This is a genomic window from Microcoleus sp. BR0-C5, assembly GCF_036705045.1.
Lineage (GTDB): Bacteria > Cyanobacteriota > Cyanobacteriia > Cyanobacteriales > Microcoleaceae > Microcoleus.
Map to the genome: position 1 here is coordinate 27,461 of NZ_JAUBTR010000003.1, position 26,877 is coordinate 54,337.

At 44.8% G+C, this 26,877-nt stretch carries 23 protein-coding genes; 10 read left to right on the forward strand and 13 right to left on the reverse strand.

Translation table 11 applies throughout. The features are described from left to right. Window positions 1-12: 12 nt before the first annotated feature. The 5 genes from QUB08_RS01910 to QUB08_RS01930 form a co-directional block, all read right to left on the reverse strand. Window positions 13-2,640 (reverse strand): CHAT domain-containing protein, encoded by a 2,628-nt coding sequence (locus QUB08_RS01910; protein ID WP_333222985.1) that lies wholly within the window; start codon window positions 2,638-2,640, stop codon window positions 13-15. A 494-nt stretch (window positions 2,641-3,134) separates the two neighbouring features. After that, on the reverse strand, window positions 3,135-3,581 hold the full coding sequence (locus QUB08_RS01915; RefSeq protein ID WP_333222987.1) for a hypothetical protein: 447 nt from the start codon (window positions 3,579-3,581) through the stop codon (window positions 3,135-3,137). Window positions 3,582-3,668: 87 nt separating this feature from the next. Beyond that, entirely contained in the window at window positions 3,669-4,658 is a 990-nt protein-coding gene (locus tag QUB08_RS01920; protein WP_333222989.1) for a tetratricopeptide repeat protein, read from the reverse strand. Between the two features lie 133 nt (window positions 4,659-4,791). Next, window positions 4,792-6,396 (reverse strand): protein kinase domain-containing protein, encoded by a 1,605-nt coding sequence (locus QUB08_RS01925; protein WP_333222991.1) that lies wholly within the window; start codon window positions 6,394-6,396, stop codon window positions 4,792-4,794. Further along, window positions 6,393-8,060: an NB-ARC domain-containing protein gene (locus QUB08_RS01930; RefSeq protein WP_333222993.1), complete on the reverse strand. Its 1,668-nt coding sequence runs from the start codon at window positions 8,058-8,060 to the stop codon at window positions 6,393-6,395. Before QUB08_RS01930 ends, QUB08_RS01925 begins: the two co-directional genes overlap by 4 nt. Before the next feature lie 225 nt (window positions 8,061-8,285). Here QUB08_RS01930 and QUB08_RS01935 point away from each other — a divergent pair, with 225 nt between their 5' ends. The 3 genes from QUB08_RS01935 to QUB08_RS01945 all read left to right on the forward strand — a co-directional run bounded on the left by QUB08_RS01935 (window position 8,286) and on the right by QUB08_RS01945 (window position 10,279). Next, window positions 8,286-8,876 carry a C39 family peptidase gene (locus QUB08_RS01935; protein WP_333222995.1) on the forward strand — a complete coding sequence of 197 codons (591 nt, stop codon included), beginning with the start codon at window positions 8,286-8,288 and terminating at the stop codon, window positions 8,874-8,876. A gap of 157 nt (window positions 8,877-9,033) precedes the next feature. Then, complete coding sequence (locus tag QUB08_RS01940; protein ID WP_333222997.1) at window positions 9,034-9,912, forward strand: peptidoglycan-binding protein; 879 nt, start codon at window positions 9,034-9,036, stop codon at window positions 9,910-9,912. Window positions 9,913-10,024: 112 nt separating this feature from the next. Next, window positions 10,025-10,279: a hypothetical protein gene (locus QUB08_RS01945; protein WP_333223000.1), complete on the forward strand. Its 255-nt coding sequence runs from the start codon at window positions 10,025-10,027 to the stop codon at window positions 10,277-10,279. 304 nt (window positions 10,280-10,583) lie between these two features. On the opposite strand, the gene QUB08_RS01950 is transcribed toward QUB08_RS01945, so the two are convergent. Beyond that, on the reverse strand, window positions 10,584-11,237 hold the full coding sequence (locus QUB08_RS01950) for a pentapeptide repeat-containing protein (protein WP_333223002.1): 654 nt from the start codon (window positions 11,235-11,237) through the stop codon (window positions 10,584-10,586). A gap of 50 nt (window positions 11,238-11,287) precedes the next feature. Between QUB08_RS01950 and QUB08_RS01955 the strand changes: the two genes are divergently transcribed. From QUB08_RS01955 to QUB08_RS01980, 6 genes are all read left to right on the forward strand, one after another. Beyond that, window positions 11,288-12,721, forward strand: coding sequence for a hypothetical protein (locus QUB08_RS01955; protein ID WP_333223004.1), 1,434 nt, complete (start codon window positions 11,288-11,290; stop codon window positions 12,719-12,721). Window positions 12,722-13,132: 411 nt separating this feature from the next. Next, window positions 13,133-14,716 carry a chloride channel protein gene (locus QUB08_RS01960; RefSeq protein WP_333223006.1) on the forward strand — a complete coding sequence of 528 codons (1,584 nt, stop codon included), beginning with the start codon at window positions 13,133-13,135 and terminating at the stop codon, window positions 14,714-14,716. Between the two features lie 62 nt (window positions 14,717-14,778). Continuing rightward, the gene (locus QUB08_RS01965) at window positions 14,779-15,735 is read left to right on the forward strand and encodes an Rpn family recombination-promoting nuclease/putative transposase (RefSeq protein WP_333223008.1); all 957 of its coding nucleotides are present in this window, start codon (window positions 14,779-14,781) and stop codon (window positions 15,733-15,735) included. Window positions 15,736-15,799: 64 nt separating this feature from the next. Continuing rightward, window positions 15,800-16,663, forward strand: a complete 864-nt coding sequence (locus tag QUB08_RS01970; RefSeq protein ID WP_333223010.1) for an Rpn family recombination-promoting nuclease/putative transposase — start codon at window positions 15,800-15,802, stop codon at window positions 16,661-16,663. A 131-nt stretch (window positions 16,664-16,794) separates the two neighbouring features. Next, complete coding sequence (locus tag QUB08_RS01975; protein ID WP_333223012.1) at window positions 16,795-17,274, forward strand: J domain-containing protein; 480 nt, start codon at window positions 16,795-16,797, stop codon at window positions 17,272-17,274. 76 nt (window positions 17,275-17,350) lie between these two features. Then, complete coding sequence (locus tag QUB08_RS01980; protein WP_333151310.1) at window positions 17,351-17,623, forward strand: DUF3143 domain-containing protein; 273 nt, start codon at window positions 17,351-17,353, stop codon at window positions 17,621-17,623. A gap of 145 nt (window positions 17,624-17,768) precedes the next feature. On the opposite strand, the gene QUB08_RS01985 is transcribed toward QUB08_RS01980, so the two are convergent. The 3 genes from QUB08_RS01985 to lysA all read right to left on the reverse strand — a co-directional run bounded on the left by QUB08_RS01985 (window position 17,769) and on the right by lysA (window position 21,078). Then, window positions 17,769-18,515, reverse strand: a complete 747-nt coding sequence (locus QUB08_RS01985) for an isoprenyl transferase (protein WP_015176364.1) — start codon at window positions 18,513-18,515, stop codon at window positions 17,769-17,771. A gap of 20 nt (window positions 18,516-18,535) precedes the next feature. Next, window positions 18,536-19,429 carry a diadenylate cyclase CdaA gene (gene cdaA / locus QUB08_RS01990; protein ID WP_333206080.1) on the reverse strand — a complete coding sequence of 298 codons (894 nt, stop codon included), beginning with the start codon at window positions 19,427-19,429 and terminating at the stop codon, window positions 18,536-18,538. 230 nt (window positions 19,430-19,659) lie between these two features. Continuing rightward, entirely contained in the window at window positions 19,660-21,078 is a 1,419-nt protein-coding gene (gene lysA / locus QUB08_RS01995; RefSeq protein WP_333223267.1) for a diaminopimelate decarboxylase, read from the reverse strand. Window positions 21,079-21,257: 179 nt separating this feature from the next. Between lysA and rimI the strand changes: the two genes are divergently transcribed. Then, window positions 21,258-21,938, forward strand: a complete 681-nt coding sequence (gene rimI, locus QUB08_RS02000; RefSeq protein WP_333223014.1) for a ribosomal protein S18-alanine N-acetyltransferase — start codon at window positions 21,258-21,260, stop codon at window positions 21,936-21,938. A 79-nt stretch (window positions 21,939-22,017) separates the two neighbouring features. Here the strand turns inward: rimI and QUB08_RS02005 are convergent, their stop codons facing one another. The 4 genes from QUB08_RS02005 to QUB08_RS02020 all read right to left on the reverse strand — a co-directional run bounded on the left by QUB08_RS02005 (window position 22,018) and on the right by QUB08_RS02020 (window position 26,697). Beyond that, window positions 22,018-22,266 (reverse strand): cyclic nucleotide-binding domain-containing protein, encoded by a 249-nt coding sequence (locus tag QUB08_RS02005; RefSeq protein ID WP_333223016.1) that lies wholly within the window; start codon window positions 22,264-22,266, stop codon window positions 22,018-22,020. A 65-nt stretch (window positions 22,267-22,331) separates the two neighbouring features. Continuing rightward, on the reverse strand, window positions 22,332-23,813 hold the full coding sequence (locus tag QUB08_RS02010; protein WP_333223018.1) for a bifunctional UDP-sugar hydrolase/5'-nucleotidase: 1,482 nt from the start codon (window positions 23,811-23,813) through the stop codon (window positions 22,332-22,334). Window positions 23,814-23,910: 97 nt separating this feature from the next. After that, window positions 23,911-24,897, reverse strand: coding sequence for a nucleoside hydrolase (locus QUB08_RS02015; RefSeq protein WP_333223020.1), 987 nt, complete (start codon window positions 24,895-24,897; stop codon window positions 23,911-23,913). Window positions 24,898-25,062: 165 nt separating this feature from the next. Beyond that, a complete protein-coding gene (locus QUB08_RS02020) occupies window positions 25,063-26,697 on the reverse strand; it encodes an urea transporter (protein WP_333223022.1) in 1,635 nt (544 codons plus the stop codon). Window positions 26,698-26,877: the final 180 nt, after the last annotated feature.

Genomic DNA, 26,877 nt, shown 5'->3' on the forward strand with positions numbered 1-26,877 from the left:
AGAGTCAACTATCTAAAGACCATTACCAATTAGAATAAACGGTGCCCAGTAGTATGGATGATGCAAACGACTGGCCACTGACGGTTTCAAACCGCTGCGAGTTTGAGCTAAAATTGATAAATTGGCCGATCGACCGAACACTGAATCATCACCTGTAATTAACGCAATTTGAGCTTTTTGCAAAGCTTCTGCCTTTTTATTTCCCGACAGCAACGCCGTATAAAAAGCTGTCATCAACGCTTGAGTGCCGCCATCATCTACTTTCCATAAAGATGCGATCGCAGCTTTTGCTCCTGTTTCCTGTATCTGGTAGCCAAAACCTAAAATTTCTTCTCCATTACCTAGTTTACCACCTTTCCCCGTCTCGCAAGCACTCAATACTACCAAGTCTACATTCAGCAGATTTAAAGTTTGAATATCGGGCAGGGTAATTAGACCCCCATCACCTAGCAAAATAAACGAATCTTCCGGTTGTCCGGTAACAAACATAGCATGAGTTGCCAAATGTATAATTGTATAATCTGGCAAACGCGGAATCATTGTGGCACGATTGAATTCCCGATCGATTAATTTTGTAGTTCCTGGCATCATCGCAGCTAAATTTTCCACTTCTAGCCCCGCAAATTCCAAACCAGAAAAACCAAATCGAGTAGACCCCCGTTCAAAATTATGACGACCCGTAGCAAAAGCACCAGCTAAAATGCGAGGTTTAGCAGCAATTTCTTCAGTGAATTTTGTCAGGCTCATAGCAGTAATATTATTAATGACAAACCGCTGTCCTAACCATTGTTTACCATCGTATAAAGCTGCTAGGGGAATGTAGCGCAACTGTCCGTCAGGAGCATAAATAATGCTTTTAGCTTGTGCTTCAGTCAGATCGTCTTCTAGGGGTTTGATTAACCAATTATAAAGTTTATTGGCTGGGATTGTGGCATCGGAGTTAGGATCTTCCAAAGCCATGCGAAATTCCAGAATTGCTTGATTGAGTTCTTGTTTTTTAACTGCTACAGTACGTCGAAATGGGGGAGAGTCAGCAGTTGTTATTACCAATTCTAAACGGTCTTCTAAAATTAAAGGCTGAATCAATACGGCTTTTTTTTCTAACCGCTGCAATACGTCTCCCCGCATCATATTAAGTTGAGCTAGATTCACAGTTTGTACTCTAGGGCTGAGTTGTTGGATAATGGCAACAATTTCAGGGGAGTTAATAAATTCATTGAATGTGCCGCGCATTTCCTGCTGCATTTGCCTGAGATTGGCAATTTCTTGTTGCTGCTGGGATGTGCGATTAGCTGGAGTAATTTTTTCTAATTCAGCCAGCTTTCTGCCTAGTTGAATTTCTCGATTTAAAATTTCATTGTGTCTGTTTCGGATTTGCTGTTCTTGAGGAGTTAAGGGAATACCTTGTGCTGTTTGTTCGTTTCCCCGCACGGAATGCAGGTAATCTTCGATTTCTTGAATTTTGAGTAAATCGAGGACTTGTTGTGCTTCTAAAACTCGGTCTTGTTGCAGTAATAAATCGGCGAGGAGGCGGTAGGTATCGGCGACAGTTGTTGTATAAGAAAGCTGTTGTTCGGGGGGGAGAGAGCGCAAATCGCTGCGAATTGATTCGGTGACATTAACGGATAATTTATAAAAGGCTATCGCTACTTCTGGTTGATTTTGTTTCGCCAATACTTCCCCTATGTTACTAAGAATGAGGCGTTCTGTTTGGCGATCGCCAATTTCCGTAATAATTGCTAAAGCTTGCTGGTAAGAATCTAATGCTTGATCGAATTGATTTAAACCTTGATAAACACTACCAATTCGATAGAGTGTTCTCCCAACCCAAGGCTTTTCTCCTAATTCTTGGGAAATTGATAATGCTTCTCTCAGCACTTCTAATGCTTGAACGTACTGTCCTTGCTCGGAATACACAGAACCTATATGATTTAAAGTACGACCAATACTTGCACGTTCGCTGAGTTGCCTCTGAATCAATAACGATTTTTCATATAAATTCAGAGCTTTTGAGTATTCTTTGAGTTTTTCATAAACCGTCCCAAGGTTCAGAAGAGTTATTGCTTCGCCGGAGCGATCGTTCGCTTTTTTACGAGCAGCTAAAGATTGCTGAAAAACTACCAAGGCTTGAGAATTTTGTCCTAGATAACTGTAAACTACTCCAATATTATTTAAAAGGCGACCACTACTCGATATATCGTTATCTTCTTGACTGATAGCAAGGTTCTTCTGATAAAAATTAAGCGCCTGAGAATATTCCGCTAAACCTTCATATACTACCCCTATTCCATTAAGAGAGTGTGCAATATTTACCTTGTCGCCAATTTCTTCATGAATTACTAAAGCTCGTTGATAAAAGTCTAGAGCTTGGTAATATTGTCCTTGTCGGTAATAAGCGTTAGCTATTGCAATCATACTTTTTCCCACTCTTACTTGGTCATTTAATTCCTGATGAATAACTAAAGATTTTTGTAACAATGGGAGAGCTTGGGAATATAAATTTAGTTGAATATAAACAGCACCAATTGCATAACTAGCTTTGCCAATACCTGGGCGCTCGCCATTCTTTTGGTAAATTGCTAAAACTTGTTTGTAAATCTCTAATGCTTCTTGATACTGACTTTGGTCATATTTTTGCATCCCTGTTTCAAAGAGTTTTTCAACTTCAGTTTTAGGTTCCCCAGTAGTTGAATTTTGTGTAAAATAAAAAAAATCTGGTTGAAAATCAGAATTAATTATACAAGATTCCTCCGATTTAGTTACTATCGGTAATCCTGACAAGTGCCCTATTGATAATTTTAGTGTCACCAATAAAAAGCCAACCTGAACCGAGTTAACAAACATATAAAAGGGCTATATCTAGTTTTTAAAGAATACAAATACTTCTCCTAAAATTGGCTAATTGCAAATACAGCACTTTTGAGTTTATGAATTACACCCCAGAAACCAGGTTTCTTCAAGAAACCGGGTTTTTCTGTACCTCACATACCTGAAAACGGCTGTATTTGAGTAAGCTGTCGCGCATTTAAATTGCATATTCGGGGCGGGCGGGACGCCCAACCCCTACTCCCCACAAGAGTTTTATTGTTTTTTGACATACAATTTAAATCCCGAACAGCTTAATGATTGTTTCATTAAGGAGAGGGCGTTGGCGTTGGAGGTGGCTCTGACACTTGCGGTGCCGCTCTCCGAAAGTTTGAATCTCCAGATATTGAACGACGGGGCGTTGGCGTTGGAGGTGGCTCTGACACTTGCGGTGTCGCTCTCCGAAAGTTTGAATCTCCAGATCTTGATAAAGGCGGTGGCGGTGGAGATGGCTCTCCCCGAAAGTTTGAATCTCCAGATATTGGTAAATTTGACTCTTCTAATTCTGGTAATAGTGACTCTAAGGAGAGCCTGCATATATCGGTAATAGTAGCTAGAGTGTATGCTACACCACTTAGATCGCCAATTTTCTGATAAATAGCTAAAGCAGCTTGGCAAAGTTGTAAAGCAGCACTATAGTTTTTTGCTTCAACCTCCTTGTAAGCTTCCTGAAATAATTCATTAGCTACCTGAATCGCAGATTTGTCATCGCTCATTTTCGTTCTTGCCTCTCACCTCATGATTTCCAATTTCATACTCACTCTAAAAACTGTTCTCCGGAAAAAATCAAAATTTTCTATAAATTAATTCCCCAATCCTCCGGCAAAGCGTTGCGGTTTTGCCCAACTTACCTTGAGTTTGGCAATCTGTGTTTCAATTTCCTTGACTCTTAGCGTATTTCCTAAAGCTTTGTGAGTGTTGATTGCTTGCGTCAACCAGCGAACAGCTTCTTGCTTCTCGCCGATCGCCACATATATTTCCGCCAAAGCCTCTTCTAGTTGTGCTTGCTCCCCGATGTCTTTGGCTGCACTAGCTAATGCGTGTGCTTTTAGATAATGGTTTTCAGCCAGCAATGTCACCCCTTCTTGCCAGTATAGATCACCTAGTTTGCGATATGCAACAGCTTCTTGAAAACCCGTTGCTACCAAGGCTTCCAATATCTCGATCGCCTCAGATTTCAAATCCGAACCGATGTAAAAATAAGCACGTTGCAAAGCTTTGGTTTTCTCGGCAATTTTTTGACTGTTAATTTGCTCGATCGCCCCTTTCACCAGTTGCGTTTGGGTCGTTGGTAGCATTCGGAAGCTTCGATCGCCCAGTTTTTCCTCGTCAGATGTCCTGCCGTTCTCAGCTTTTACCACCAGTAAATACACAAATCCCGGTTCCAGTTGTGGTGTTCCCGGATACACTACCTCATTTCCATTAACTTTTGTTTCCCAAATTGTGCGATCGCCCTTCACTAAACTCACAGTATAGGTATCCACACCGGGAACTTTGTTCCAACGCAACTTCGGTCGATCGTTCAGCAATAAAGTGCGTCGGGGACTGATAATATAAGGAATTAAGACATCAAGAGGCCCGCGAGGATCGGCAGTATAATCCTCACAGTCGATCGCTAGCATTTCCGGTCGATCGATACCTGAAACTTGAGGATGCAATCCATTAATTATCGGATAAACTCTTGACGCTGTGACGATCGGGATTAAAGGCGTCAGCCCAAAAATAGCAAAGTAAGTAAATGTTTTGCCTTTGAGATTGATTGGTGTCAGCTTGGATGGATGATTATTTTTCATGACCTAAATTATTTTTGATTGTTCGCGATAGCGAAGCGATCTCATAAACTTTGGAAATCTTCATTAGTCCTCTTTTAGAGGACTTGTGCTTTGAGGCAGGGGTTTAAACCCCTGCCGGACTATCGGGGATACGCTATAACTTTAAATTTTGAAAATTTTTGCTGAATTCTTGCAGCACCCATCTCTGTTCTTCAGGAAATTCAGATGGCAATTTATCATAGCACTTTTTCCAATTAGATATAGATGCTTGTTTATTGCCTTGACGTTCTAAAAGAACAGCTTGCAAACAGTAAGCAACAGAGCGATCGCTAGCAATATTAATCGCTTTCGTCAGGTTATTGTTAGCCTCTTCATATCGCCCTAACTCCAACTGCGCCCAACCTAAATTTTTGTGTATAGTGTACGTTGTCTTAATATCTGTGGCAAGTGGTAAAGCTTTTTCTAACAGCGGTAGAGCTTTCGCATATTGTTTATCTAAAATTTCCAGCCGCGCCAAATTATTTAAAGCTTTATTAACACCTGCAGTGATAGCAATTTGATATGCAGCGCGAGCCTTATCATACTCTTGTTTGTCTTCATAAATTACGCCTAAGTTATAGTTAACTCTTCCATCATTCCCTTGAAATAATAGAGCTGTTTTATAATATAATTCCGCATTATCTAAACGTTGATTTTTGTAATTACTCAAACCTTCTTTGTTAAGATAAAATACTATCTGGGGTGAGAAAGTCCACAAACCGCCTAGCAAAAAAAAGCTAGCTAGAGCTAGTTTGCCTACCCAGTTAAAACGAATCCTATCAAAAATAGGATTCGTTTTACTGGGTTCGATCGATTGTTTAATTTCTGGCAATGGTTGCGCCACGCTTTCCAAGGGCGATCGCGAGTTTACCACTGCCAAAATTTGCAATATTTCCTGGCAAATTTGCGGTCGCTTTCCGGGAAAAATCGCCATCATTCGGTCAAGCAAATTTGCCAGATCCGGTGAAACTTGCGTTGCTTTATCTCGCCATATTAATTCACCATTGTCAGGATTTTTAGGTAAATCGATCGGCACTTTTCCTGTCAGTAAATAAACAAAAGTACGTCCTAAAGCAAAGAAATCAGATTGCGGTACTGCATGACCCTCTGCTTGTTCGCTTGGCGTATAACCAGCGGAAATAATCGCAGTCCCAGTATAATTTTCTTTTTGTTGCCGCAAGTAAGTTTCTGTTACTTCTCGCACCGCACCAAAATCAACTAATACCAATTTTCCATCCGGCTTTAACATGATATTGGACGGTTTAATATCTCGGTGAAAATACTGCTGATCGTGCAGTAAATTGAGAATTTTTGTTAGTTGATTTAACCACTCAATGGCTGTTTCTGTAGTTATTGGTTGATTGGCTCTTGCTAACATCCACTCTTGTAAATTTTGACCGGGTATTTTTTCCATTACCAGACATGGTAAGGCTTTGCTACTACCTTCAGGCCAAGTAAAATATCCGTCTGTTTCTACACGAGGAATGCCGGGATGCCTTTTGCTCATTAAGAACTCTGCTTCTCGCTGAAATAAAATGGTGGCTTTTTGCTTAATATCTGGGTTATTAAAGTTATCCAAATTCAAAACTTTTAATACTTTGATAATACCACCATCATCTACTTCAAAAATATCGCCAAAGCCACCGCCGCCAATCCGATCGATCACTTGATAGCGACCTTGAAGCAAAAACCCTGGATGAATTAAGCTACTTGAAGTCATCTTTCTGTTTCTCCCAGCAGTTTTAAAATATTTTTTTCAGCGTATTTACCAGCTTGAGAAGGAGATTTACGCAATTTTAATAAAAGTTCTTCTAGGGGCTTTTGAAAAGGACTCCCCAGTGTCAAGTTCAAACGCTCTCTAATTATATTGAACATCGGGTTTTGCTGAGTAGTTTTAGCACCGTCTATTTCCGGGTTTTCATCTAAACCATGACTTCCGATTAAACCTAGGTGTTCGAGAGATTCCGCTTGCATTGCTTCTCGAACATTTTGACAGATTTGTTCGACAAGTTTCTGAGTAACATATTTCATCATCACAGGTTCGAGAGTGAATTTGGATTCAGCACTAGAAGGGGAAAGCTCTTTTTCGATTAAGGAACGTCTTACCAAGGATTCTAATACTGTTAGTAATTCTGAACTATAAACGGCTGCTGATAATTTTGCTTTCAATTGGCTCAAGGAAATCGGCTGCTGTTCAATTGCCAGCCAGTACATCACAGCTTTTCCTACATCTGATAACCGCTGAAAATGTTCGTTAAGTAAATTGCCAAAAATATCGCCAATAACTAAGGAACTCTGACCGATAAATTGACTAATATTTCCATTAAACAACTCTTGAATTGTGGTAGCAGTAATTTTCAGTGCAGCAGGATTACCTCGGTATATTTGTATCAGTTCATCTAAGCCGTTTTCTGAGGCAGAAAAGCCAATGGCTGCCAAAAGCATTTTTGCATCTGTTGGTTTTAAGCCTTTAACTTGTAATGCACGTACAGGTAAGGTTTCGCCTGCTAAAGATGCAACCTCTACAGGCTTTTCTCGCGATAAAAGTAGCAAGCAGCTTTGATGCCTTTCTTCTGAGATTCGCTGCAATAGTTGACCGTACCCTTCATAACCATCTCCGTAATACCCAGCGATATCTCCACTTTGCAAAATCATTTCCCAATCATCTAGGATCAGCAAACAACGGCGATCGCGCAAACTTTTGATTAGGGAAGAAATTTGCTCGCCTATAGTAGTTGGCAGTTGCGTTTCTGGGGAACTGCTGGCAAATGAGTTCAACTCAGTCAAGATTGTCAGCAAGGGAGGTGCATGACGGAGACTGCGCCAAATTAGATATTCAAATTCACCCTGAATTTGTTCTCCCAGTTTAGCAGTTAAAGCCGTTTTACCAATACCTCCCATACCCAACAGCGCCACCAAGCGACAGCGATCGCGGAGTACCCATTGACTGAGGGTATTTAATTCTGCGGCGCGGCCGAAAAAATTTGAGACTTCCGGCGCTTCACCCCAATCTTGGCGTAAGGGAGTGCTTGTAACTCCTGAAACATCGCCAAAATCCTCGATGTTGACCAATTGTTCCGCTATTTCTGGTGCAATTGGCTGTGGGAGTGTCTCTGACTCCAAGTGCGATCGCCTTTCCAATGCCGTTTGAAAGTTTCTTTTACTGACTCTTTCCCCTAAAGCTTCCGAAAGCAGCTTCCATAACTTGGGGCCAACATCTTGCATCAGGTATTCGGCAGCATATCCGTAAGCCTCTGCAATCTTATGATACTCCTGCCCTTGCCAAGCTCCCCTCAGAATTATTACTTCTATATCTTTTAAGTGTCTGTTTGTTTTGGCAAATACAACCGTATCTGCGAGTTTCAGCCCTTCTTCAAAATTCATAAGGTTAAAAATTTTTCATTGGATCTTGAGTATAACCTGAAGTTTACTGAGGTTTACTTATTTAAACTGAGGTTGCCTCAGTTTTTTTGTTTTTGGATTGAACTTTAACAACTTAGGTTATCTATATCGACCGTACAATAACAACTCGCTACTGTATAAATATCAGCTCAAACAAATGGTCTGAGACCAAATCAATCGTTTACAACACTTACCTTGAGGTAAATTATGGCTGTCAATCATAAAGTTCCGTATTTCAGTCAAGAGGATAACGAAATTGAACCTTGGCGCACTTGCGGTGCTACAAGTACGGCAATGTGTCTGAAATACTTTCAAGTTGCAGATTTAGGCCCCTTCGCACAGTACGAAGATGATGTTAAAAAACGTTTCGACAGGCTGGGAATCGATCACGGTTCTCCCGATGGCATCAAAAGATTGTTAGAGGGTTTGGGGTTGAGAGATGATTTGACATTGAAAGGGGGTCTTTCAGACATCACTCGGTCTCTCGATTCTGGCGATATCTGTATATTGCACGGTTTTTGGACGAATTCGGGTCACATTCTAGTTATTCGCGGCTATAACAACAACGGTGACTTTTTTGTGAATGACCCAGCCGGAGAATGGTTCCACTCAGGCTATCGGAAAAATTCCTCATTTTCACCAGATAACAAGGGCGAAAACAAGATATACAGTCGTAAATTGATATCCGCCACTGCCAATGCCTTTAGTTTGCGTGAAGCTTTATCTTTTTATGACAATTGGGACAGCAGCCAGATCGAATCTACTGCAACAATGTGGCTGCATCGAGTTTCTAAATAGCAGAAAAACTTACTGCGTTTGCAATTAAAATTGCGTCCGGTAAAGCCCCTGAATAAAAAAAGTTTGTAGTGAGGACTTTAGTCCGCATTTTTCCCAAACCTGCAACCAAAGACTGAAGTGCTTACTACAAACATCATTACTACTTGGAGAACTGAATATGACCATTAAAAAAGTCGAGTTACAAATCAATGACGGGATTATTGATAGCCCTCACCTGATTGACGAGGTAGAAATCCTGCAAAGGCGCTTGAAAGATTGGGGATTATTACCCAAAGATGCCAAAATTGACGGACTTTTTGGGTCTGTCACAAAAGCAGCAGTCGAACAATTTCAACGGATGCGCCCTGCTAATAAAAGCCAATTTGTCCCCGGCGGACTACAAGTTACTGGAAAAGTCGATCGCAATACCTGGGCTGAGTTGCTGAAAGTGAAGCCAGAAGAAATAATCATAGTTAGTCGCACACCCAAGACTTCGGATATGCCCGATGGATTCCCTAGCATCGATCGTATTTTAGATGTTGCTCCATGCCCATCCGAAATTCGCCCCTTTGCTCAGAAAAATTTGCCTCTTATTCTCAATCAATGTCTCAACGATGGAGTTGTCGATCTAGGGCAAATTGCCTATGTTTTTGCAACGGCCCAACATGAATCCCTTTTGGGACGGTTCATGATGGAATTAGCTGATGGGTCGGATTATGAAGGTCGCGAAGATTTAGGAAATACTGAACCCGGTGATGGCCCTCGCTTTAAAGGCAGAGGTTTTGTCCAAATTACAGGTCGTCGCAACTATGAAAGCTGGAGTGAAAAACTGGGAATTAATTTGGTAGATAATCCTGAAAAAGCGGCTCTTCCTGAAATTGCTGCGATGATTATAGTTCGGGGAATGCACGATGGTAGCTTTACGGGTGTAGGTTTGAGTAATTTTATTGTTGGCGCCGATCGCGATTTCTATAACGCCCGAAAAATAGTGAATCGACTGGACAAAGCCGACCTCATCGCGGAGTTCGCCGAGTCTTATTTCAACGCCATAGCCTAAACAGAAGTTGCCCCCTCCGTGGGGGAACTTCCACCTAAAAATTCAACAAGTAGGCATTCTGCCTGCCCGATGGTTACTTACCATTTCTATGTATATTTATGAGGTTAATCAAATGACACATTCTTCTATAGTTGAGACTCAACCAAATTCTTCAGAACATGGAAAAGAGCTTGCCGAATTATTCCAGGAAGATAATGGGAAATACTCTACAATGCGAGCCATGAGTTTTATTGCGCTGATTGCAGCGATTGTGTTTGGTGCAATAACAATAACTAGCAAAGATTCTGAGGGGAAATACATTACAACTGCTTTTTTAGTTGCTGCTTTCGCGCCAAAAGCTGTTCAAAAATATGCAGAACGTATGTAAATCAAGTTGAGTTAGATGGATGATGAAAGCAGCCGACGTGATGGTAAAATTTGTTGTTGCTAATGCTCGAAACTCTGTATTTTTAACCTCTCATCTCTCTCAACGACCTTATTTGCTCCATCAGCCCGATAGCCACTAGCTATTAGAGTAGCGATCGCACCTCATCACCTCTTCATTCCCTCACCAAATAAAGGAAATGAAGGTTGCAGGTGCGATCGCCCTCTGCTCTGATTAATGACAACTGACAACTATCAACTGACAACTATCAACTGACAACTATCAACTGACAACTATCAACTGACTTTCATTCATGTCGCCTACCATCAGGCATCACCGCACCCTTTAAATTCGCCCCTGCCAAATTAGTATCCAACAGCAAAGCATTTCTCAGATTAGCACCCTTCAAATTAGCACTTTCCAGATTAGCCATCCACAGATTAGCACCCTCCAAATTCGCCCCTTCCAAATCAGCGTTAACGAGAAAAATACCTTTCATAAAAGCACCTCTTAAGTTAGCAGTTTTCAAATTACTTCCTCCCAAATAAGCATCCTCTAAAAACGCCTTTTCTAGATTGCTTCCATCCAAATTCGCCCCTACCAAATTGCTGCTTATCAGGTAAACCCCAGCCAAATTTGCCTGTTTCAAGTTAGCGTTTACCAAGTGCGCGCTCCACAAATTGGCATCTTTCAGGTTGGCTTTTTCTAAATTGACGCCTTCCAGAAAAACTTCGCTCAAATTCGCCCCGGAAAGATTGCAACCTTGACATTCCCTCGCTGTCAGCAATTGCCGGACTTGATGCTTGACTGACGAACGGTTCACTGCGACAATTATTAAACCTGTAGTTGCTAAGGCAATAATACTAAAAGTTGCCAGCCCGATCGCACTTACAAGCTTTCTCTGTTGTATTTTTCGGAAAATCCGCTTGCAGCCCCTAAAAATATTTACAAAATTGCTCATATTTATAATCCAGTGTTTTGCTTCCCTGCCCTTCCCCTTCCCCTTCCCTTATGAAAAAACAGTTAAAATTTAAATTCCTGACGATCGCACTTCTTGTAAGCTTAGCAATAATCGGTGTCGGGTGCGATCGCCTTTTCACAAAACCCTTTCAACTTCCCGCCTCAGCCAAACAAGAACCCTGGCCAATTCAAACAGGCCTCCGAGCCGCCATCCTCCGATCCAACATACCAACAGTCAACCGCGTAGTTTTAGTACCAGACGAAGCCACATTTTTAGCAGCCATCCAAAAATGGAATCTCAAAGGAAACTGGCCTATTCTCATCGAAGACAAAAAATATGCCCCCATGTTTGTGCAGCGCTTTAAACCCGAAGAAATAGTCCGTTTGCCCAGCATCAAACAGCAACTGCAAAAAAATCAAAAACTCCAGCAATTAATGCTGAACGCCACAGCAGCCGCCTGGAATGCCACGGATACTCAAACCTTAAAAGCAAAATGGAAGCAACTCGGCTGGGAACCCCCAGGAGTAGTAATCACATCAGAAAATGACCCCGCACGCTCAGCAGCAGTTGCCTTAGCAGCCGCTCACGGCCAACCTTTAGTATTTCTAGAAGGCAACTTCGGAAAACCCAACGATACCCTCAATAACACACAGTGGAAAACTCTGCAACTAGCAGTTACAAAAGCCGTCGAATCAACCGGATTTTTTTATTCTCAACTCGCCGACCAGATCGACACAATAACCATTGTACGCCAACTAGCAGTCAAATATCAATCTCCTGAAAAACCCGACGAACAACTAGCCGTTACCGACGGTTTGGGAAGACACCCCAACGGCGAACGCTGGGCGGCTGTTGGCTGGATTTACGGTTCCGAGGTACGATCGATCTATCAAGCCATGTCTGCCATATTTCTAGACAGCCAAACAGCCATGCTTTATGACAGTTACCCCAAGGAAGGAAATTGGGCAAAATATGAAATGGAGGAAGCAGCTAGCGGACTAAAAACCATAGGTTTAAATGTCGAATTAGTGCAGAAACCAGAATCTAGCCTGGAAAAGTGGCGGAGTTTAGCTTCAAAATCGTGGACATTTGACTTAATATTAATGAATTCCAAAGGCTATCCAAAATCATTCCAAGTGGGCAACGGCGACGCTTTAGTTGAAGACATACCAAAACTCCAATTTCCCGCAGCAATCCACATGATCCACAGTTGGTCAGCAGCAGCGCCAGATGACACAAACACCGTTGCCGGAAGGTGGCTAGAGAATGGTGCTTACGCATATATTGGCAGCGTCAACGAACCTTTTTTATCGGCATTTATTCCACCTAAAATAATGGTCGATCGCCTAAAGCGAGGAGCACCCTTTTTAATCGCAGCACGCCAGCTCGAATCCCCACCCTGGAAAGTCGCCACCATCGGCGATCCGCTAATGTCGATCGCCAAACCCAGACCAAGAATCCCGCCCACTCAACAACCGATATGATAGTATGCGCGACCAAGGAATTTAAAATTGGAGATTTGAGGTTTGTGGTTTGAGATTTGTGCTTGTAAGGTAAAATCTCCCATCGCCAATTCTTTAATTGGAAAGTTGTTTTTTACTGAGTTCTATGATATTGCTAGTTCACTGATGCGATCGGCCTAACCACCCACAAGGTAAATATAGTTGATTAGGATTATCGCCAGAGTATATCTAAGTTTGAATGTAACTGAGCATACAATCACGCCAAATCCGCCGCTCCTCAGAATCAGTCATTCCACCCCAGCGGCCCGCCCAAAAAATTTACCCTAAAATACGCCTTAATATAAGTTGTCAATTCCCCTAAAATCACTCAAAATGAAAATAAGAAATAAATTGTAATATTATATAACTTCTCACCGAAGAATTAACCGCTAAATGAGAGCCATCCCTCCTGTGGATCTGCCGCCACCCGGGCCAACCGCAGCAACTCCCCAAGCCTCCCGACTAAGCCCGCTATTCAACCGCCTGCACCCCAGTCCAGAAACCCTCCTGCTCATCCTCTCCCTAGTCATCGGGGGAGTTACGGGTGCAGGCGTCGTCACCTTTCACTACCTCATCCACTTCATCCACAGCCTGATGCTGGAAGACTTCATGGGGGCGATCGCGTCGAAAGGCTCTTGGACGCTAGCCTGCATTCCCACCCTCGGCGGAGTCATCATCGGGTTGATGCGCTGGCGGTTTCGGGATTTTGGCCCCAATATGTCTTCCTTAATTGCAGCCACCCGCGGGCTGCAAGAACTCTCCCCCCTCAAACCCATCACCAAAATGGTGGCAGCCTCAGTTTCCCTCGGCACCGGCGCCTCCCTCGGCCCGGAAGCCCCCAGCGTCGAAATCGGCGCCAACTTCGGAATGCTGCTGGCTCAAGTTTTACAGCTCTCCCCAGAACGGCAGCGCTTGCTCCTGGGCGCGGGAGCAGCAGCAGGTTTATCCGCCGGGTTTAACTCTCCCATCGCCGGAGTCTTCTTTGCCTTAGAAGTCGTGCTCGGCAGCACCTTCGCCACTTCGTCAGTCAGCGTTGTCTTGCTCTCGGCGGTAGTTTCGGCGCTCATCGCTCAAATCTGCTTGGGAGCTCAGCCGGCCTTTTCTTTGCCGATCTACGATGTCCGCAGCCCCCTAGAACTGCCTCTGTACATGGGATTGGGACTTTTAGCGAGCGGAGTGTCTCTAGCCTACACAGAAGCAATTCAATTAGCCGAGGGCTGTTTTCAAGGAAAAGTCCGAGGATTTGCTTGGCTCGGACGACTGCCCCGGCCGCTTCACCCGATCATCGGCGGGGCCGGAGTCGGCTTAGTCGCCCTGCAATTGCCTCAAATTTTGGGTGTCGGCTACGAAACAGTCCAAGCAATGCTCCAAGATGTTAAATTTTCCTTGCCTTTGCTGCTGCTGCTGCTGTTTGTCAAACTGGCGATGACCGCAATTAGCCTCGGCAGCGGTTTAGTTGGCGGCATCTTCGCTCCGGCGATGTTTTTGGGAGCTTCCCTGGGTTCGGCTTACGGCCTCTTTTTGGAAATGCTGCCGGCAATGAGCGATCGAGTCGCCGGCCCTGCTGCCTACGCAATGGTGGGAATGGCCGCCGTCCTCGCCGGCAGCGCCAGAGCACCGCTGACAGCCATCCTGTTGATGTTTGAATTAACCCGCGATTATCGGATTGTCTTGCCTTTGATGGCAGCAGTCGGATTGAGCGTTTGGCTGGTGGAGTGGGTCAACCGCCGATCGACAGCTCACAGCCTCAACCTTCAGCAAATGGGCGTAGACGTGGCTGTCAATACACCGATCAAAGCCAGAGAACAGTTGCAAGATTGGGAAGATGTTCTGGGCGATCGCATCGTCACAGAACTGATTTCTTGCCAAATTCCCATTGATGACGAACACAGCGACGATGAGCCTGTGCTGGCGATCGCCAATGCACATTTGCCGGAAAATGTCAAACCATTACCTGAAACAAAATCAGCCGTTTGACCGAGCTCAAATCCCGTTGTTTCGCCATCAAACCGATAACCTTAAAGCTAAATCTGACAACTATGATATTTATCAACCCGAAAACCGATTACGCCTTCAAAAAAATCTTCGGTTCATCAGAAAGCAAAGAGATTCTAATTAGCTTTCTCAACGCCTTAATTTATGAAGGTCATCCCACAATTCAAGACTTAGAAATCATCAACCCGAATCTACCACCCAAACTAGAAGGCTTAAAAGATACTTATCTGGATGTGAAAGCCAAACTCAGCGACGGCACTTTAGTAATTATTGAAATGCAAGTGCTCAACGTCCAGTCTTTTGGGAAACGAGTTTTGTACAATGCAGCGAAGACTTACGCTTTTCAATTGGAAGCAGCACAAGGCTATCGATTGCTGAAGCCAGTAATTGCTCTGACAATTACAGATTTTGAAATGTTTCCTAACAGCCCAGAATTTATTTCCAGATTTGTGTTCAAAGAAGTAAATAAAAACTTTATTTATCCCGAAAACAATCTGGATTTAGTGTTTGTAGAGTTGCCAAAGTTTACCAAAGGACAGGAGGAACTTGAAACTTTAGCAGACAAATGGGTGTATTTTATGAAAAATGCGAGAAGTATGACATCAGTTCCAGAAACAATGGATAGCATACCAGAAATACATGAAGCTTTTAATATTGCGAATCAAGCCAAGTTAAGCAGAGAGGAAGTGGAAGATTTGGACAGAAGAGAACAGTTTATTTATGACCAACAAGGAGCAATTCTTAAGGCTGTTCAGGAAGGAATAGAACAAGGAATAGAACAAGGAATAGAACAAGGCATAGAACAAGGCATAGAACAAGGCATAGAACAAGGCATAGAACAAGGACGAGAACAAGGCATAGAACAAGGACGAGAACAAGGAAAGCGAGAAGAAAAGCTGGCGATCGCCCGACAATTACTTTCACAGCTAGATAATGCCACGATCGCCCAAGTTACCGGCCTTAGCGTTGAGGATGTGCAGAATTTGCGGGGAGATTCTTAACCCTTCCTACGAGCATAATTTACTGTCCTGATTGAATTCCTACCCTACGGGCAAATTTTTAACCATGATATTTATCAACCCAAAAACCGATTACGCCTTCAAAAAAATCTTCGGTTCATCAGAAAGCAAAGAGATTCTAATTAGCTTTCTCAACGCCTTAATTTATGAAGGTCATCCCACAATTCAAGACTTAGAAATCATCAACCCGAATCTACCACCCAAACTAGAAGGCTTAAAAGATACTTATCTGGATGTGAAAGCCAAACTCAGCGACGGCACTTTAGTAATTATTGAAATGCAAGTGCTCAACGTCCAGTCTTTTGGGAAACGAGTTTTGTACAATGCAGCGAAGACTTACGCTTTTCAATTGGAAGCAGCACAAGGCTATCGATTGCTGAAGCCAGTAATTGCTCTGACAATTACAGATTTTGAAATGTTTCCTAACAGCCCAGAATTTATTTCCAGATTTGTGTTCAAAGAAGTAAATAAAAACTTTATTTATCCCGAAAACAATCTGGATTTAGTGTTTGTAGAGTTGCCAAAGTTTACCAAAGGACAGGAGGAACTTGAAACTTTAGCAGACAAATGGGTGTATTTTATGAAAAATGCGAGAAGTATGACATCAGTTCCAGAAACAATGGATAGCATACCAGAAATACATGAAGCTTTTAATATTGCGAATCAAGCCAAGTTAAGCAGAGAGGAAGTGGAAGATTTGGACAGAAGAGAACAGTTTATTTATGACCAACAGGGAGCAATTATTAAGGCTGTTCAGGACGGCATAGAACAAGGCATAGAACAAGGAATGCGAGAAAAGGCGATCGAGATCGCCCGACAATTACTTTCACAGCTAGATAATGCAATGATTAGCCAAGTTACCGGGCTTAGCGTTGAGGATGTGCAGAATTTGCGCTCGACCAATTCATAGTTTAAAGTGGGCAATCGTACCTTGATCCGATCGCCCACCCTCAACCCATCGACATCGCAGACAGTGGCGCTACCCTCAAATCTGCTCTAAAATAATCAAAAATTATAAACAACAAGCCCAGAGGCGCTGAGGTGACTCCTAACGAGGGAACGGCAAACAGCAAAAGTCAGAAAATACCCGGCAAAACCCCCTTGGGTTCTAGTTACTACGGCTTGTTAGGGCTGCATCCTTCCGCATCGCCGATCGAAATTCGGCGATCGTACCGGGAACTGAGCAAACTCTACCATCCCGATACCACCGAGCTGCCGCCCGCAGTCGCCACCGCCCAATTTCAGCAGCTCAACAACGCCTACGCCACCCTCAGCAACCCAGAACGTCGCCTCGCCTACGACCTCAAAATAGGCTATTCTCGCCTGAACGTGATTGGGCCACCCCCAGGCTTCAATACTCCGGTTTCGGGATCGGGCAAAAAAACTTACAACTCCGCTTACCTAGATCCCACGGATCGACCTCTTTCCCCCGGAGAAATGTTCGCTCTGTTTATCATGGGAGCTAGCTTAATCGGATGTTTGGTACTGGCGATCGCGATCGGCTTAATTCGCGGCAATTAAAGCCTCAAATCCGACATCCCCAATCTAAAATCGGAAATCCCCAATCTAAAATCTAAAATCTAAAATCTAAAATCCCATGACTCTTCCTTCCGCCGACACTCCTTTGTACAACCACCCACTCCCGGAAATCGAGCAGTGGCTAAAAAGCCGCGGCTGCCAGCAAGATCGGCGAGAACTCCACTGCTGGCAGATCGATCGACCTACCTGGAAAGCAGAACTATCCCTCGATATCGACCAACTCACCATCCGGTACATCGATGCTGGAGCCGACGGCCAAGACATTCAGCGAGCATTCAAATACTCCCTCTCACGTCAGGACATTGAAGCGGCCGTTTTCTCCGGCCCCTAATTTAATTTTAGATTTTAGATTTTAGATTTTAGATTTGTCCTCCAATCTAAAATCTAAAATCGTTATGTTGAGCAGGAGATGACCTACTTGGAAACTGAAAAATCAACCAAAAAATCTAAAATCTAAAATCCCAAATCCAAAATCGTTAGACTTTGCCAAATCGGCGGCTGCGCTTCTGATAATCAGACAAAGCGCGGTGAAACTCCGATCGATCAAAATCCGGCCACAGCGTCTCAGTAATGTAAATTTCCGAATAAGCCATTTGCCAGAGTAGAAAATTGCTCAACCGCATTTCCCCACTCGTCCGGATCAGCAAATCCGGGTCACAAACATCAGCAGTATACAAATAGCGTTTAAATAAAACCTCATCAATCTCCTCCGGCTGCAACTTGCCCTCTTTCACCTGAGTGGCGATCGCCCGACAAGCTTGTACAATCTCCTGACGCCCCCCGTAATTCGTCGCCACCGTAAACAAAATCCCCTGATTATGCTGAGTGGCCGTCACAGAACGCTCGATTTCCGCCTGCAAAGACTTCGGCAAAGCCTGCAAATTCCCCATAAATTGAATTTGCACGTCCTCGTCCACCATCTCCCGCAATTCTTGTCGCAACTTTCCCTCAAACAAACTCATTAAAAAATCCACTTCCCCGGCCGGCCGCCCCCAATTCTCCGTCGAAAAAGCATAGGCCGTTAAAGCTGGAATCCCCCAATCTTTGCAGCAGCGCAGCAGTTCCTTCAGAGTGCTAGCTCCTCGGCGGTGTCCCGCAATCCGCGGCAACCCCTTCTTCTTAGCCCAGCGCCCGTTCCCGTCCATAATCACTGCTATGTGCTTAGGCAGTAGTTCCTGTTGCAGATCCTCCGGCAACTTTTCCAAGCAAATTCCTTGACTCATGGTTTCTCCCGATTACCCGACTAACGGCGCAGTATCCGTTTTAATAGCGTCACTCCCTTCAATCCTATCTGGCGTCCGAGATTGCCGATCGGAATTGGAGCCACAGCTCTTTCTCCCTCGGACGGAAACAGCTTTGCTTCCAGCAATTCCTTAAGTTTGTTGCTAGTCAAAGGTCGATTTAAAAGTCCCATCTGGGCTAAAGAAATAGAACCAGTTTCCTCCGACACTACCACGCACACGCAAGCTTGCACCCGTTCCGTAATCCCCATTGCCGCCCGGTGGCGGGTTCCCAACTGCCGCGACGCAGTGCGATCGGACAAAGGCAAAATTACCCCCGCCGACACGATCCGCGAACCTCGAATCAAAACAGCTCCGTCGTGCAGCAAAGTTTGCGGCTGAAAGATTGTCTGCAACAATTCTTTAGAAACTTCAGCATTTAGCTTTAGTCCCGGCACCGAAAAATCTCGATCGTCGATCGGAGAATCTGTTTCTATAATTAGTAAAGCCCCCGTGCGGTTTTGCGAAAGTTCTTTTACTGCGTCCACAATTTCATCTATTACGCTGTCCGGTTCGGGATTTGGTCGGCGATCGCGTCCAAACAATTGTCGAAATTCCCCCCGACCCAATTGTTCCAGAAATCGGCGAAACTCCGACTGCAATATTACCGCCATTGCCACAGCAGAACCCGTCACCAAGCTGTTGAGGGCAACGTGCAACAGCCTCAATCCAGCCCAGTTGCTCACCGCCGCCGCCAGCATCAAAATAATAAATCCCCGTACCATCCACAGCGTTCTGCGCTCGCCAACAATGACGAGCACCAAATACGCAAGGGCAAAAACCAGTCCAATATCGATCCCTTGAATCAATAAGGACTGAACCAGGGCCAAGTCAAAGCCAGATTGTTGATTGTTCATGGTTCATCGAACGCTACCGCCTGTGAACCGCGAACCGTGATGCACTCGAACCCGTGAACCATGAACAGTTGTTATAAGGAATATGCTGAAAATCCCCGTGTTTTTAGACCGGGGAGTGTCAATCCAATCGCGTGACTGAACAAGGCAAAAGTTAAAAGTGAAAAGGCAATCATCACTAAGTAAACATGGATTGTCTTTCTTTTAACTTTTAACTTTTAACTTCTAACTTTTTACTTTTGAGCTCCGAGTCGTTCAGGAAGGCGGTCAAGCCTCAGCAAATCCTGGTAAGTTTCCCGCTGTATAATCGTGTTAACTTCCCCATTTCTCACTAAAACCGCTGCCGGTCGGGGTACTCGGTTATAGTTAGAAGCCATACTGTAATTGTATGCCCCTGTGGCCGTAACCGCGAGGACATCTCCGGCCTGACACTCTGGCAATTTGGCATCTTTAATCAGAACATCCCCTGACTCGCAGTGTTTCCCAGCAATTGTCACTGTTTCCGTTAAGGGAGCAGACATTTTACCGGCTGCGAGGACTCGATAAACTGATTGATAGGTAATAGGACGCGGATTGTCGGACATCCCTCCATCCACAGCTAGATACGTCCGCATTTCCGGAATGACTTTTTTAGAGCCAACGGTGTAAGCTGTAACGCAAGCTGTACCGACGAGCGATCGACCCGGTTCGCATAGCAATTTCGGTAATGGCAATTTCTGCCGTTCGCAAGCTGCTACCACGGCAGAGCAAATTGTACGAGCCCAATCTTCAATGCTGGGAGGATCGTCCGCTTCAGTATAGCGAATGCCCAACCCGCCACCAATATTAATTTCTGTTGCTGGTAAACCATAACTCTGTGCTTTAGTCAAGGCCTGAACTATGACTTCGGCTAAATCGTCATGGGGTTGCAGTTCAAAAATCTGAGAGCCGATGTGAGCGTGCACTCCCACGCAAAATAACGACGATTGTTGGCTGATGAATTTAAATACTCGATCGAGCGAGTTGGGATCAAAGCCAAATTTACTATCGATTTGACCCGTCTGAATGTACTCGTGGGTGTGACACTCAATTCCAGGAGTAAACCGCACCATAACTCGTGTCGGCCCACCTGTGAGGCTGCTGACACCCGATTCTCCCAACTCTGCTAGAGTCTCTAAATCCCGCCAATTGTCGGCTACGGTAATGCAGCCGCTTTCGACAGCTAGCCGCAGTTCCTCGCGGGACTTGTTGTTACCGTGGAAGTAGATTTTGTCGGGACTGACACCGGCTTGCAGTGCAGTGTAGATTTCTCCGGCGGATACGACATCTATGCCTAAACCTTCCGAAGCTGCGATCGCGCAAACTGCCAAACAACTCCAAGCTTTAGAAGCATAGAGCACTTGAGATTCGCCCGGATAGTAACGCTTAAAAGCATCCCGGTACTGGGTACAAGCCGCCCGCAACGTTTCTTCGTCTAAAATATACAACGGCGAGCCAAATTGCTCCACCAAAGCTGTCACCTCGCAGCCTCCGATTTCCAACCGATCGCTGCTGTTAACACTGGCTGTCAGCGGTAACAGTTCTTGATTGGGCGATCGAGTTTGCAGGGCTTGTTGAGACTCAGACAGATACTTAAGTCCCGATTCCACCCCGAAAGATTGAGTTGATACCATCGCGCAATAACTATCCTTACGGTCTTTCCCAGTGTACAATTGACGGCAAGCAATTGGGTCAGTTGCCCCCAGATTCATTCCGCAAGCAGTCTGACTGACTGAGACTCGATCAAACTCCGCATCCTTGCAGTGAGTAATGATCAAATCTCAAATCTCAAATCTCAAATTTAAAATCGACTGTGCGTTTTCTACAAATTAAACATCTCGCCACAGAAGACCTCAACAGTGCAGTCGAACTCGATCGACTTTGTTTTGGCGGACTTTGGGCGCTCGAAGGCTACAGGCGCGAGTTAGACAGTCCTAACAGCGATTTATTAGGTCTTTGGACATGGGAGGGGGCGGGCACGGGGACACCGCCCCTACAGGTTCGGGCGGGCACGGGGACACCGCCCCTACAGATTCGGGCGGGCACGGGGGCACCGCCCCTACAGATTCGGGCGGGCACGGGGGCACCGCCCCTACAGATTCCGCCAACTCTCATCGGTATCGGTTGTTTGTGGGCGATTTTAGAAGAAGCTCACATTATAATGCTGGCAATTCATCCTCAGTTTCAAGGTCAGGGTTTGGGACAAGCTCTGCTTTTGGCTTTGCTAAAATCGGCTTGTGACAGGCAATTAGAGCGCTCGACTTTAGAAGTGCGGGATTCTAATGTAGCGGCAGTTTACCTGTACAAAAAGTTTGGTTTTAAAGAGGCTGGACGGCGCAAGCGATACTACGAAGACACTGGAGAAGATGCTCTGGTGATGTGGCGCAGCGGTCTGGAAAAACCGGAATTTCAGCGATATTTGGCGGATGAGAAAGTGCAGATGTGCGATCGGCTGCATCAGAAAAACTGGCATTTGGCGATCGATAAATTTTGAGTTTATAAGGTAATTTATTGCGCGTGGAACTTGCAGTGACAAATAATTGCTTACTCGATATCAATTTAGTTCAAAATCCTCATATGGAATCAACCTCAGCTCTTGACGAAACATCTGCCTGCCCGACCATACTTACCGCTTTGCTTCGCGCTTCGATAATTTGACCTATCTCGCTCCCCAAGGTGGGTTGAGGTTCAATCATCGTATTTACAGCATCTGAGTAAATAACAAGAACTTGCAAATCGTCAACAGCAGCGATTGATATCGGACTTTGTTCTGCACTAAACAGTGCCATCTCGCCAAAAAAGTCACCGCGCAAGATAGTCATTATCTCCCGGGCAGGCATCTTGCCTGCCCAATAATCACAATCACTGAGAACTAGCTCTGAACATTCTACTTGTAGATCGATCGACCTTCGATCTGGCTGTTCAGATTTTGATGATGGCTAAAGTATTCTTCAAGGATATTCTGGCAGGATGTTGCAACTACCTTTGCGTTGTCTAATTGTGTCAATTCTTCACTTGTTATGCCTAGACTATGCACTGAATTTTTGTAATGATATTCCTCTACACAGATAGTGTAGTGAGCATCGGCTTGTACGGGCTCTCCATTAATGCTCAAAGATTCAAGCTGATTTTGAGAATCACTGTAAACTGCCTGAACACCTTTGCTGACCTGAAAACAACAACTTTCACCAGGTATTCTGTTTTCCTGTCTCATAATATGTGCGAAAACTTTGCTGAGCTGTAGGCCTGTAACTTTAAGTTTATAAAGTACATCGTCGTAAGGAAAAACTTCTTTAAGATCGCTCAGTGTAACTAGCGGGCCTAATTTTGTTTTACGGATTGAACCGCTTCCGATCAGAGCTACATCCAACAACATATCGAGTTGGGCAACAATATCAACGATTAAGTTACCCAATTCTGTTTCTTCTTCACGATTAGGATGGGTCAGTTTATGTGCTAATCGTCCAATCAATCGATTATATTTGCGATCGACCTGTTCTTGGAAAGTCGCAATCAGCTTTTCGATTTCTGCATCTGGCTCGGCCAGATTATTATCTACAGGCAGGAGTTGCCACTTCCATTCAACAATGCTGTTAGTATCGTCATCTACTACAATATCGAAACGTCCTATTTGGTCTGTGCCAATTCCAGCTTGTGCGATCAGAATATTGTTAACTTCGGCAGGTTGTTCTAAAAATGTATGGGAGTGTCCGCCAAGAATCATATCCACACCCCATTCCGGGTTTAGCATTGCTGCTAATTTTTTATCCTCTTCAAAACCGATGTGTGTTAGCAGAATTGTTAGGTCAATGTCCTCATTTTTGTAGGCGTCGCAAATTTTCCCAACTTCTGAGGCGGCATCTTCAAGACTTAGAAATGTGCTAATACTGAGATCGCGTTTTAAGGACTTAAGAACTTCTTCAGTTACAATTCCGATGAACATAATATCGAATCCATCTACATTGAGGATGACATATGGATTCATCAAGCGTTTATTGTACTTTGTGATATACAAGTTGGCATTCACGATTGGAAAATTTGCCATTTTTTCCAAGAATAGTAAGTGAGGCAACCCATAATCCAATTCGTGATTCCCCAGAGTCACTACATCGGGAGCGAGGTAATTCATAATCTCTATAGTTGAAATACCTCTATATTCCTTATCAATGAGAGAACCCTGCACCATGTCACCTGAAATGACAAACAGTACGTTTTTCTCTTCTTGGCGTACCTTATTGATATAGCCGGAAAGCAGCGACACTCCACCTATCAGATGACCCTCTTCACCCCCAGCCTCTGCCAGAAAGTCTCCGTGCATATCATTGGAATGCAAAATAGTGAACTTTTTAAACCGCTCTGTGGTCGTCATTATTTTTTACCTTTGTGAAACTAACACGTTTAATTTTGCCTGTTCGGTTCAGATACCCGGCTTCTTAGAGAAGCTGGATATCTCGCCTTCATGAAAGCTAGGCGGTTGTGAATAGCTGCTTCAAATCTTCAACGAAACTGGTGAAAAATTTGCTCTCATCAACCTGCAACGCTACCCAGGCATTTGCTCCGGTTTTCGGTGCAGGACGACTATCGATCGACGTTTGTCCCAGTGTCAACTCTCCCTTTGTTTCAACTCGGACTTTTGCCCTTTTCAACATCAAAGTTTCTGGATAAAACAGGTATCCCAAGGTTGCTGCATCATGGACAAGAAGACCTGGAATTCCTGCTGTTTCTCGATAACCCAAGGCTGTGCCAATCATGAACTCACAAAGGGGTATTAAGAATTGAGAAAGTTTACTCTCTGGATTCGCCTGAGTGACTTCGTGAGTCATATCTCGTGTGAAAATTAAGTGGCGCGTTACGTCTAGCGGCATCACGACAATATCATCTCGGCTGTCAAATACTGTCTGAGCAGCTTCAACATTAAACCAAATATTGAATTCGGCATGGGGAGTCACATTACCGGAACAGAAAAAAGCACCTCCCATGATGACAATTTCCTTGGCTTTTTTCAGGATGCCGGGGCTTTTCATTTCCGCCGCAGCGAGGTTTGTCAGGGGACCGATCGCTACAATGGTAATTTCCCCTGGAGCAGCGTTCAGCTCGTCGATGATGATTTCGTCGGAGTAGCGAGCATCCTCAAAATTATGGGTGGCTGGGGGTAAAGTATGAGACAGATTGCCCATCCCATCCGCCCCATGAATATGTCCGGCATCTTCCACAACTTGTTTTATGGGGACACCGCGACCAACTGTAATGTTTGGGAACCCTGCTAAATTTAAAATCTGGGACGCACTAGAAAACGTGCGTTTAGCAGCTACATTGCCATCTGCGGAAGTAACGGCGACAAGTTCAGCGAGTCCTTGTTTGACCAAGCTCAGAAGCCAAAGGAAAGCATAGATATCATCTCCGCCCGGATCGGTGTCGAGAATGATTCTGGGATGAGTGAGTTGAGTTGTCATAGGATAAGGTTCCTCAAGTAAGGGATGATTGTATAAAAGTCCGATCGAGATTAGTAAGTAGTTGTGCAAAATTAATTACACAATATTTCTCCTGAAACCCTTGCCCAGCAAGGAGTCTTTATGTAATTAATTTTGTGTGGTTACTTATCAAGGAGCGATCACGCTTCAAGTCAGCAGCAGCACCTCAATAAACCGATTCCAAGTCAACGCCTGTCCTCCTGTTTTCTCTTGCAAAAATGTGATTTCATCCTTAGACAGAGCTGGCTCTTTCAAACTGGCTAGTGCCGTATTCATCTCCTGCATACTGATGGCATCATCTGCATCGACATCAATCGGTAGGAAATAGGTGACAAATTCTGTATATCTCGACATCAACCGTTGATGGCGCAACATTAATTCGCCAAATTCCTCAAAGTCGATCGCGCCACTGCGATCTCTATCCATGCAGTTGAACAGATAGGTCAGTTCACCCTCAGAGAGGACTTTTCCTGCCTGATGCAAGTGACTTGCAAGCTCCTGGGTTGAGAGAAACCCACTGCGATCGCGATCGATTGCATCGAAGATGTAGCGTAAATCGCCTTTAATCGCAGGAGTTGCCTGCTCAAACAAGATGTTGCGTTGCTGCCCCTCAAGTGCGGCTCTGAGTTGTTGCCGGAAGCTAGCAATAGTTTCCTTGGCTACACGGAACCGCTGTCGATGTTCCTCTGGACTTGCCACTGTATGCAGCACCACCGGTACAAGGGAAGGCAGCGATCGCTGCAAGATCAGAAAGCACCCAATCGTCACAATTGCAAAAGGCACGGACAGAACGGGTAGCTTCAGCAGCGAGAACAGGGGAGCCAGGATAATGCTGGCGATCGATGCCAAGAAAGCACAGAGGAGACCAATCGAAATGCTGAGACGGTTTGGCGTGTAAAACACTCCCCCAATTGCCGTCGCCGTGAGAGCTGCATTGTACCCCCACAACCCCGTATACAGTTGATCGGGCTTGGCTCCCAGCAGCAAACCGGCTAGCAGGTACATGGCGCAACCGAGCAATCCCACCACTGCGCCAATCGGGGTACAGATGGCAATGCCTAGGACGACTAGCCCAACAGAAACAAGCTTGTCTGAGAAAAAGACTTGCGCGAGACTGATCGGCAGCGATTGGATCAAGCGAAATCCGTCAATCGCACCAGCGGGAAAAGGTGGCGGCGGCGGCCCCAGATCGAAGAAGGGTTGGGGTACAAATGCCAGTATTAGTAGAAAGGTGAGCATCACCCCATTAAATGGGATGCCCAGTGGAGCAACTCTGAACCGAGTGGCGAACCACGTCCCTACCGTCTCCATCACCACGGCTGTGAGAGCAGAGAGGATAATGGCGGCGATCGCCCAGACAGGATTCCAGGCTCCATTGCCAAACGCCCCAAAGAACGCCATGGCCGCACCAACGAGCATTCCATTCAACCCGAAGATACCATTCTGGATGGCGCCTGGATTGGCTTTGAGGGCGATCGCCATTAGCGTTGCGCTGGCAGTCCCGACTAAGCTCATGCCCCCCAGCCAGGGAGACTGAATGAACATAGCAGCGAGGATTAGCAATCCACTCAAAGGGTTATTGACGAAAATGACCTGACTAATTCCCCGCAAAGTGGCGTTGATGAAATCCAGCAGGGGTTGATTTGCGAGGCGCTGATTGAGGGCTTGCATTGTACCCAATCCCGCTAGAAGTCCCTTCGGCTTCTGGAATGAGGGTTCCGGTGCCAAAATCCGCGAAATAAGTTCGTGTAAGGGTAATGGCTCGTCGGTTGTGGTGGCCATAGAATGAGCCTTGCTTATGGGTTTGTCGGTTTTGAGCAAATAAATTAAAGGGGTTTTCCGCCTAAATGCAGCGGTTTAAGGCGTAATCTTTGGATGGGTCCAATTCCACCCAAATTACAGATAACCGAATATAAACTCAACCATAGCACAGGGCAGCGATCGCAGACATACCGTATTTTT

Coding starts and splice junctions, on each gene's coding strand:
- QUB08_RS01910 (WP_333222985.1), bottom strand. CDS start 2,640: ATGCAAAAATATGACCAAAGTCAGTATCAAGAAGCATTAGAGATTTAC.
- QUB08_RS01915 (WP_333222987.1), bottom strand. CDS start 3,581: ATGAGCGATGACAAATCTGCGATTCAGGTAGCTAATGAATTATTTCAG.
- QUB08_RS01920 (WP_333222989.1), bottom strand. CDS start 4,658: ATGAAAAATAATCATCCATCCAAGCTGACACCAATCAATCTCAAAGGC.
- QUB08_RS01925 (WP_333222991.1), bottom strand. CDS start 6,396: ATGACTTCAAGTAGCTTAATTCATCCAGGGTTTTTGCTTCAAGGTCGC.
- QUB08_RS01930 (WP_333222993.1), bottom strand. CDS start 8,060: ATGAATTTTGAAGAAGGGCTGAAACTCGCAGATACGGTTGTATTTGCC.
- QUB08_RS01935 (WP_333222995.1), top strand. CDS start 8,286: ATGGCTGTCAATCATAAAGTTCCGTATTTCAGTCAAGAGGATAACGAA.
- QUB08_RS01940 (WP_333222997.1), top strand. CDS start 9,034: ATGACCATTAAAAAAGTCGAGTTACAAATCAATGACGGGATTATTGAT.
- QUB08_RS01945 (WP_333223000.1), top strand. CDS start 10,025: ATGACACATTCTTCTATAGTTGAGACTCAACCAAATTCTTCAGAACAT.
- QUB08_RS01950 (WP_333223002.1), bottom strand. CDS start 11,237: ATGAGCAATTTTGTAAATATTTTTAGGGGCTGCAAGCGGATTTTCCGA.
- QUB08_RS01955 (WP_333223004.1), top strand. CDS start 11,288: ATGAAAAAACAGTTAAAATTTAAATTCCTGACGATCGCACTTCTTGTA.
- QUB08_RS01960 (WP_333223006.1), top strand. CDS start 13,133: ATGAGAGCCATCCCTCCTGTGGATCTGCCGCCACCCGGGCCAACCGCA.
- QUB08_RS01965 (WP_333223008.1), top strand. CDS start 14,779: ATGATATTTATCAACCCGAAAACCGATTACGCCTTCAAAAAAATCTTC.
- QUB08_RS01970 (WP_333223010.1), top strand. CDS start 15,800: ATGATATTTATCAACCCAAAAACCGATTACGCCTTCAAAAAAATCTTC.
- QUB08_RS01980 (WP_333151310.1), top strand. CDS start 17,351: ATGACTCTTCCTTCCGCCGACACTCCTTTGTACAACCACCCACTCCCG.
- QUB08_RS01985 (WP_015176364.1), bottom strand. CDS start 18,515: ATGAGTCAAGGAATTTGCTTGGAAAAGTTGCCGGAGGATCTGCAACAG.
- cdaA (WP_333206080.1), bottom strand. CDS start 19,429: ATGAACAATCAACAATCTGGCTTTGACTTGGCCCTGGTTCAGTCCTTA.
- lysA (WP_333223267.1), bottom strand. CDS start 21,078: ATGGTATCAACTCAATCTTTCGGGGTGGAATCGGGACTTAAGTATCTG.
- QUB08_RS02005 (WP_333223016.1), bottom strand. CDS start 22,266: ATGACTATCTTGCGCGGTGACTTTTTTGGCGAGATGGCACTGTTTAGT.
- QUB08_RS02010 (WP_333223018.1), bottom strand. CDS start 23,813: ATGACGACCACAGAGCGGTTTAAAAAGTTCACTATTTTGCATTCCAAT.
- QUB08_RS02015 (WP_333223020.1), bottom strand. CDS start 24,897: ATGACAACTCAACTCACTCATCCCAGAATCATTCTCGACACCGATCCG.
- QUB08_RS02020 (WP_333223022.1), bottom strand. CDS start 26,697: ATGGCCACCACAACCGACGAGCCATTACCCTTACACGAACTTATTTCG.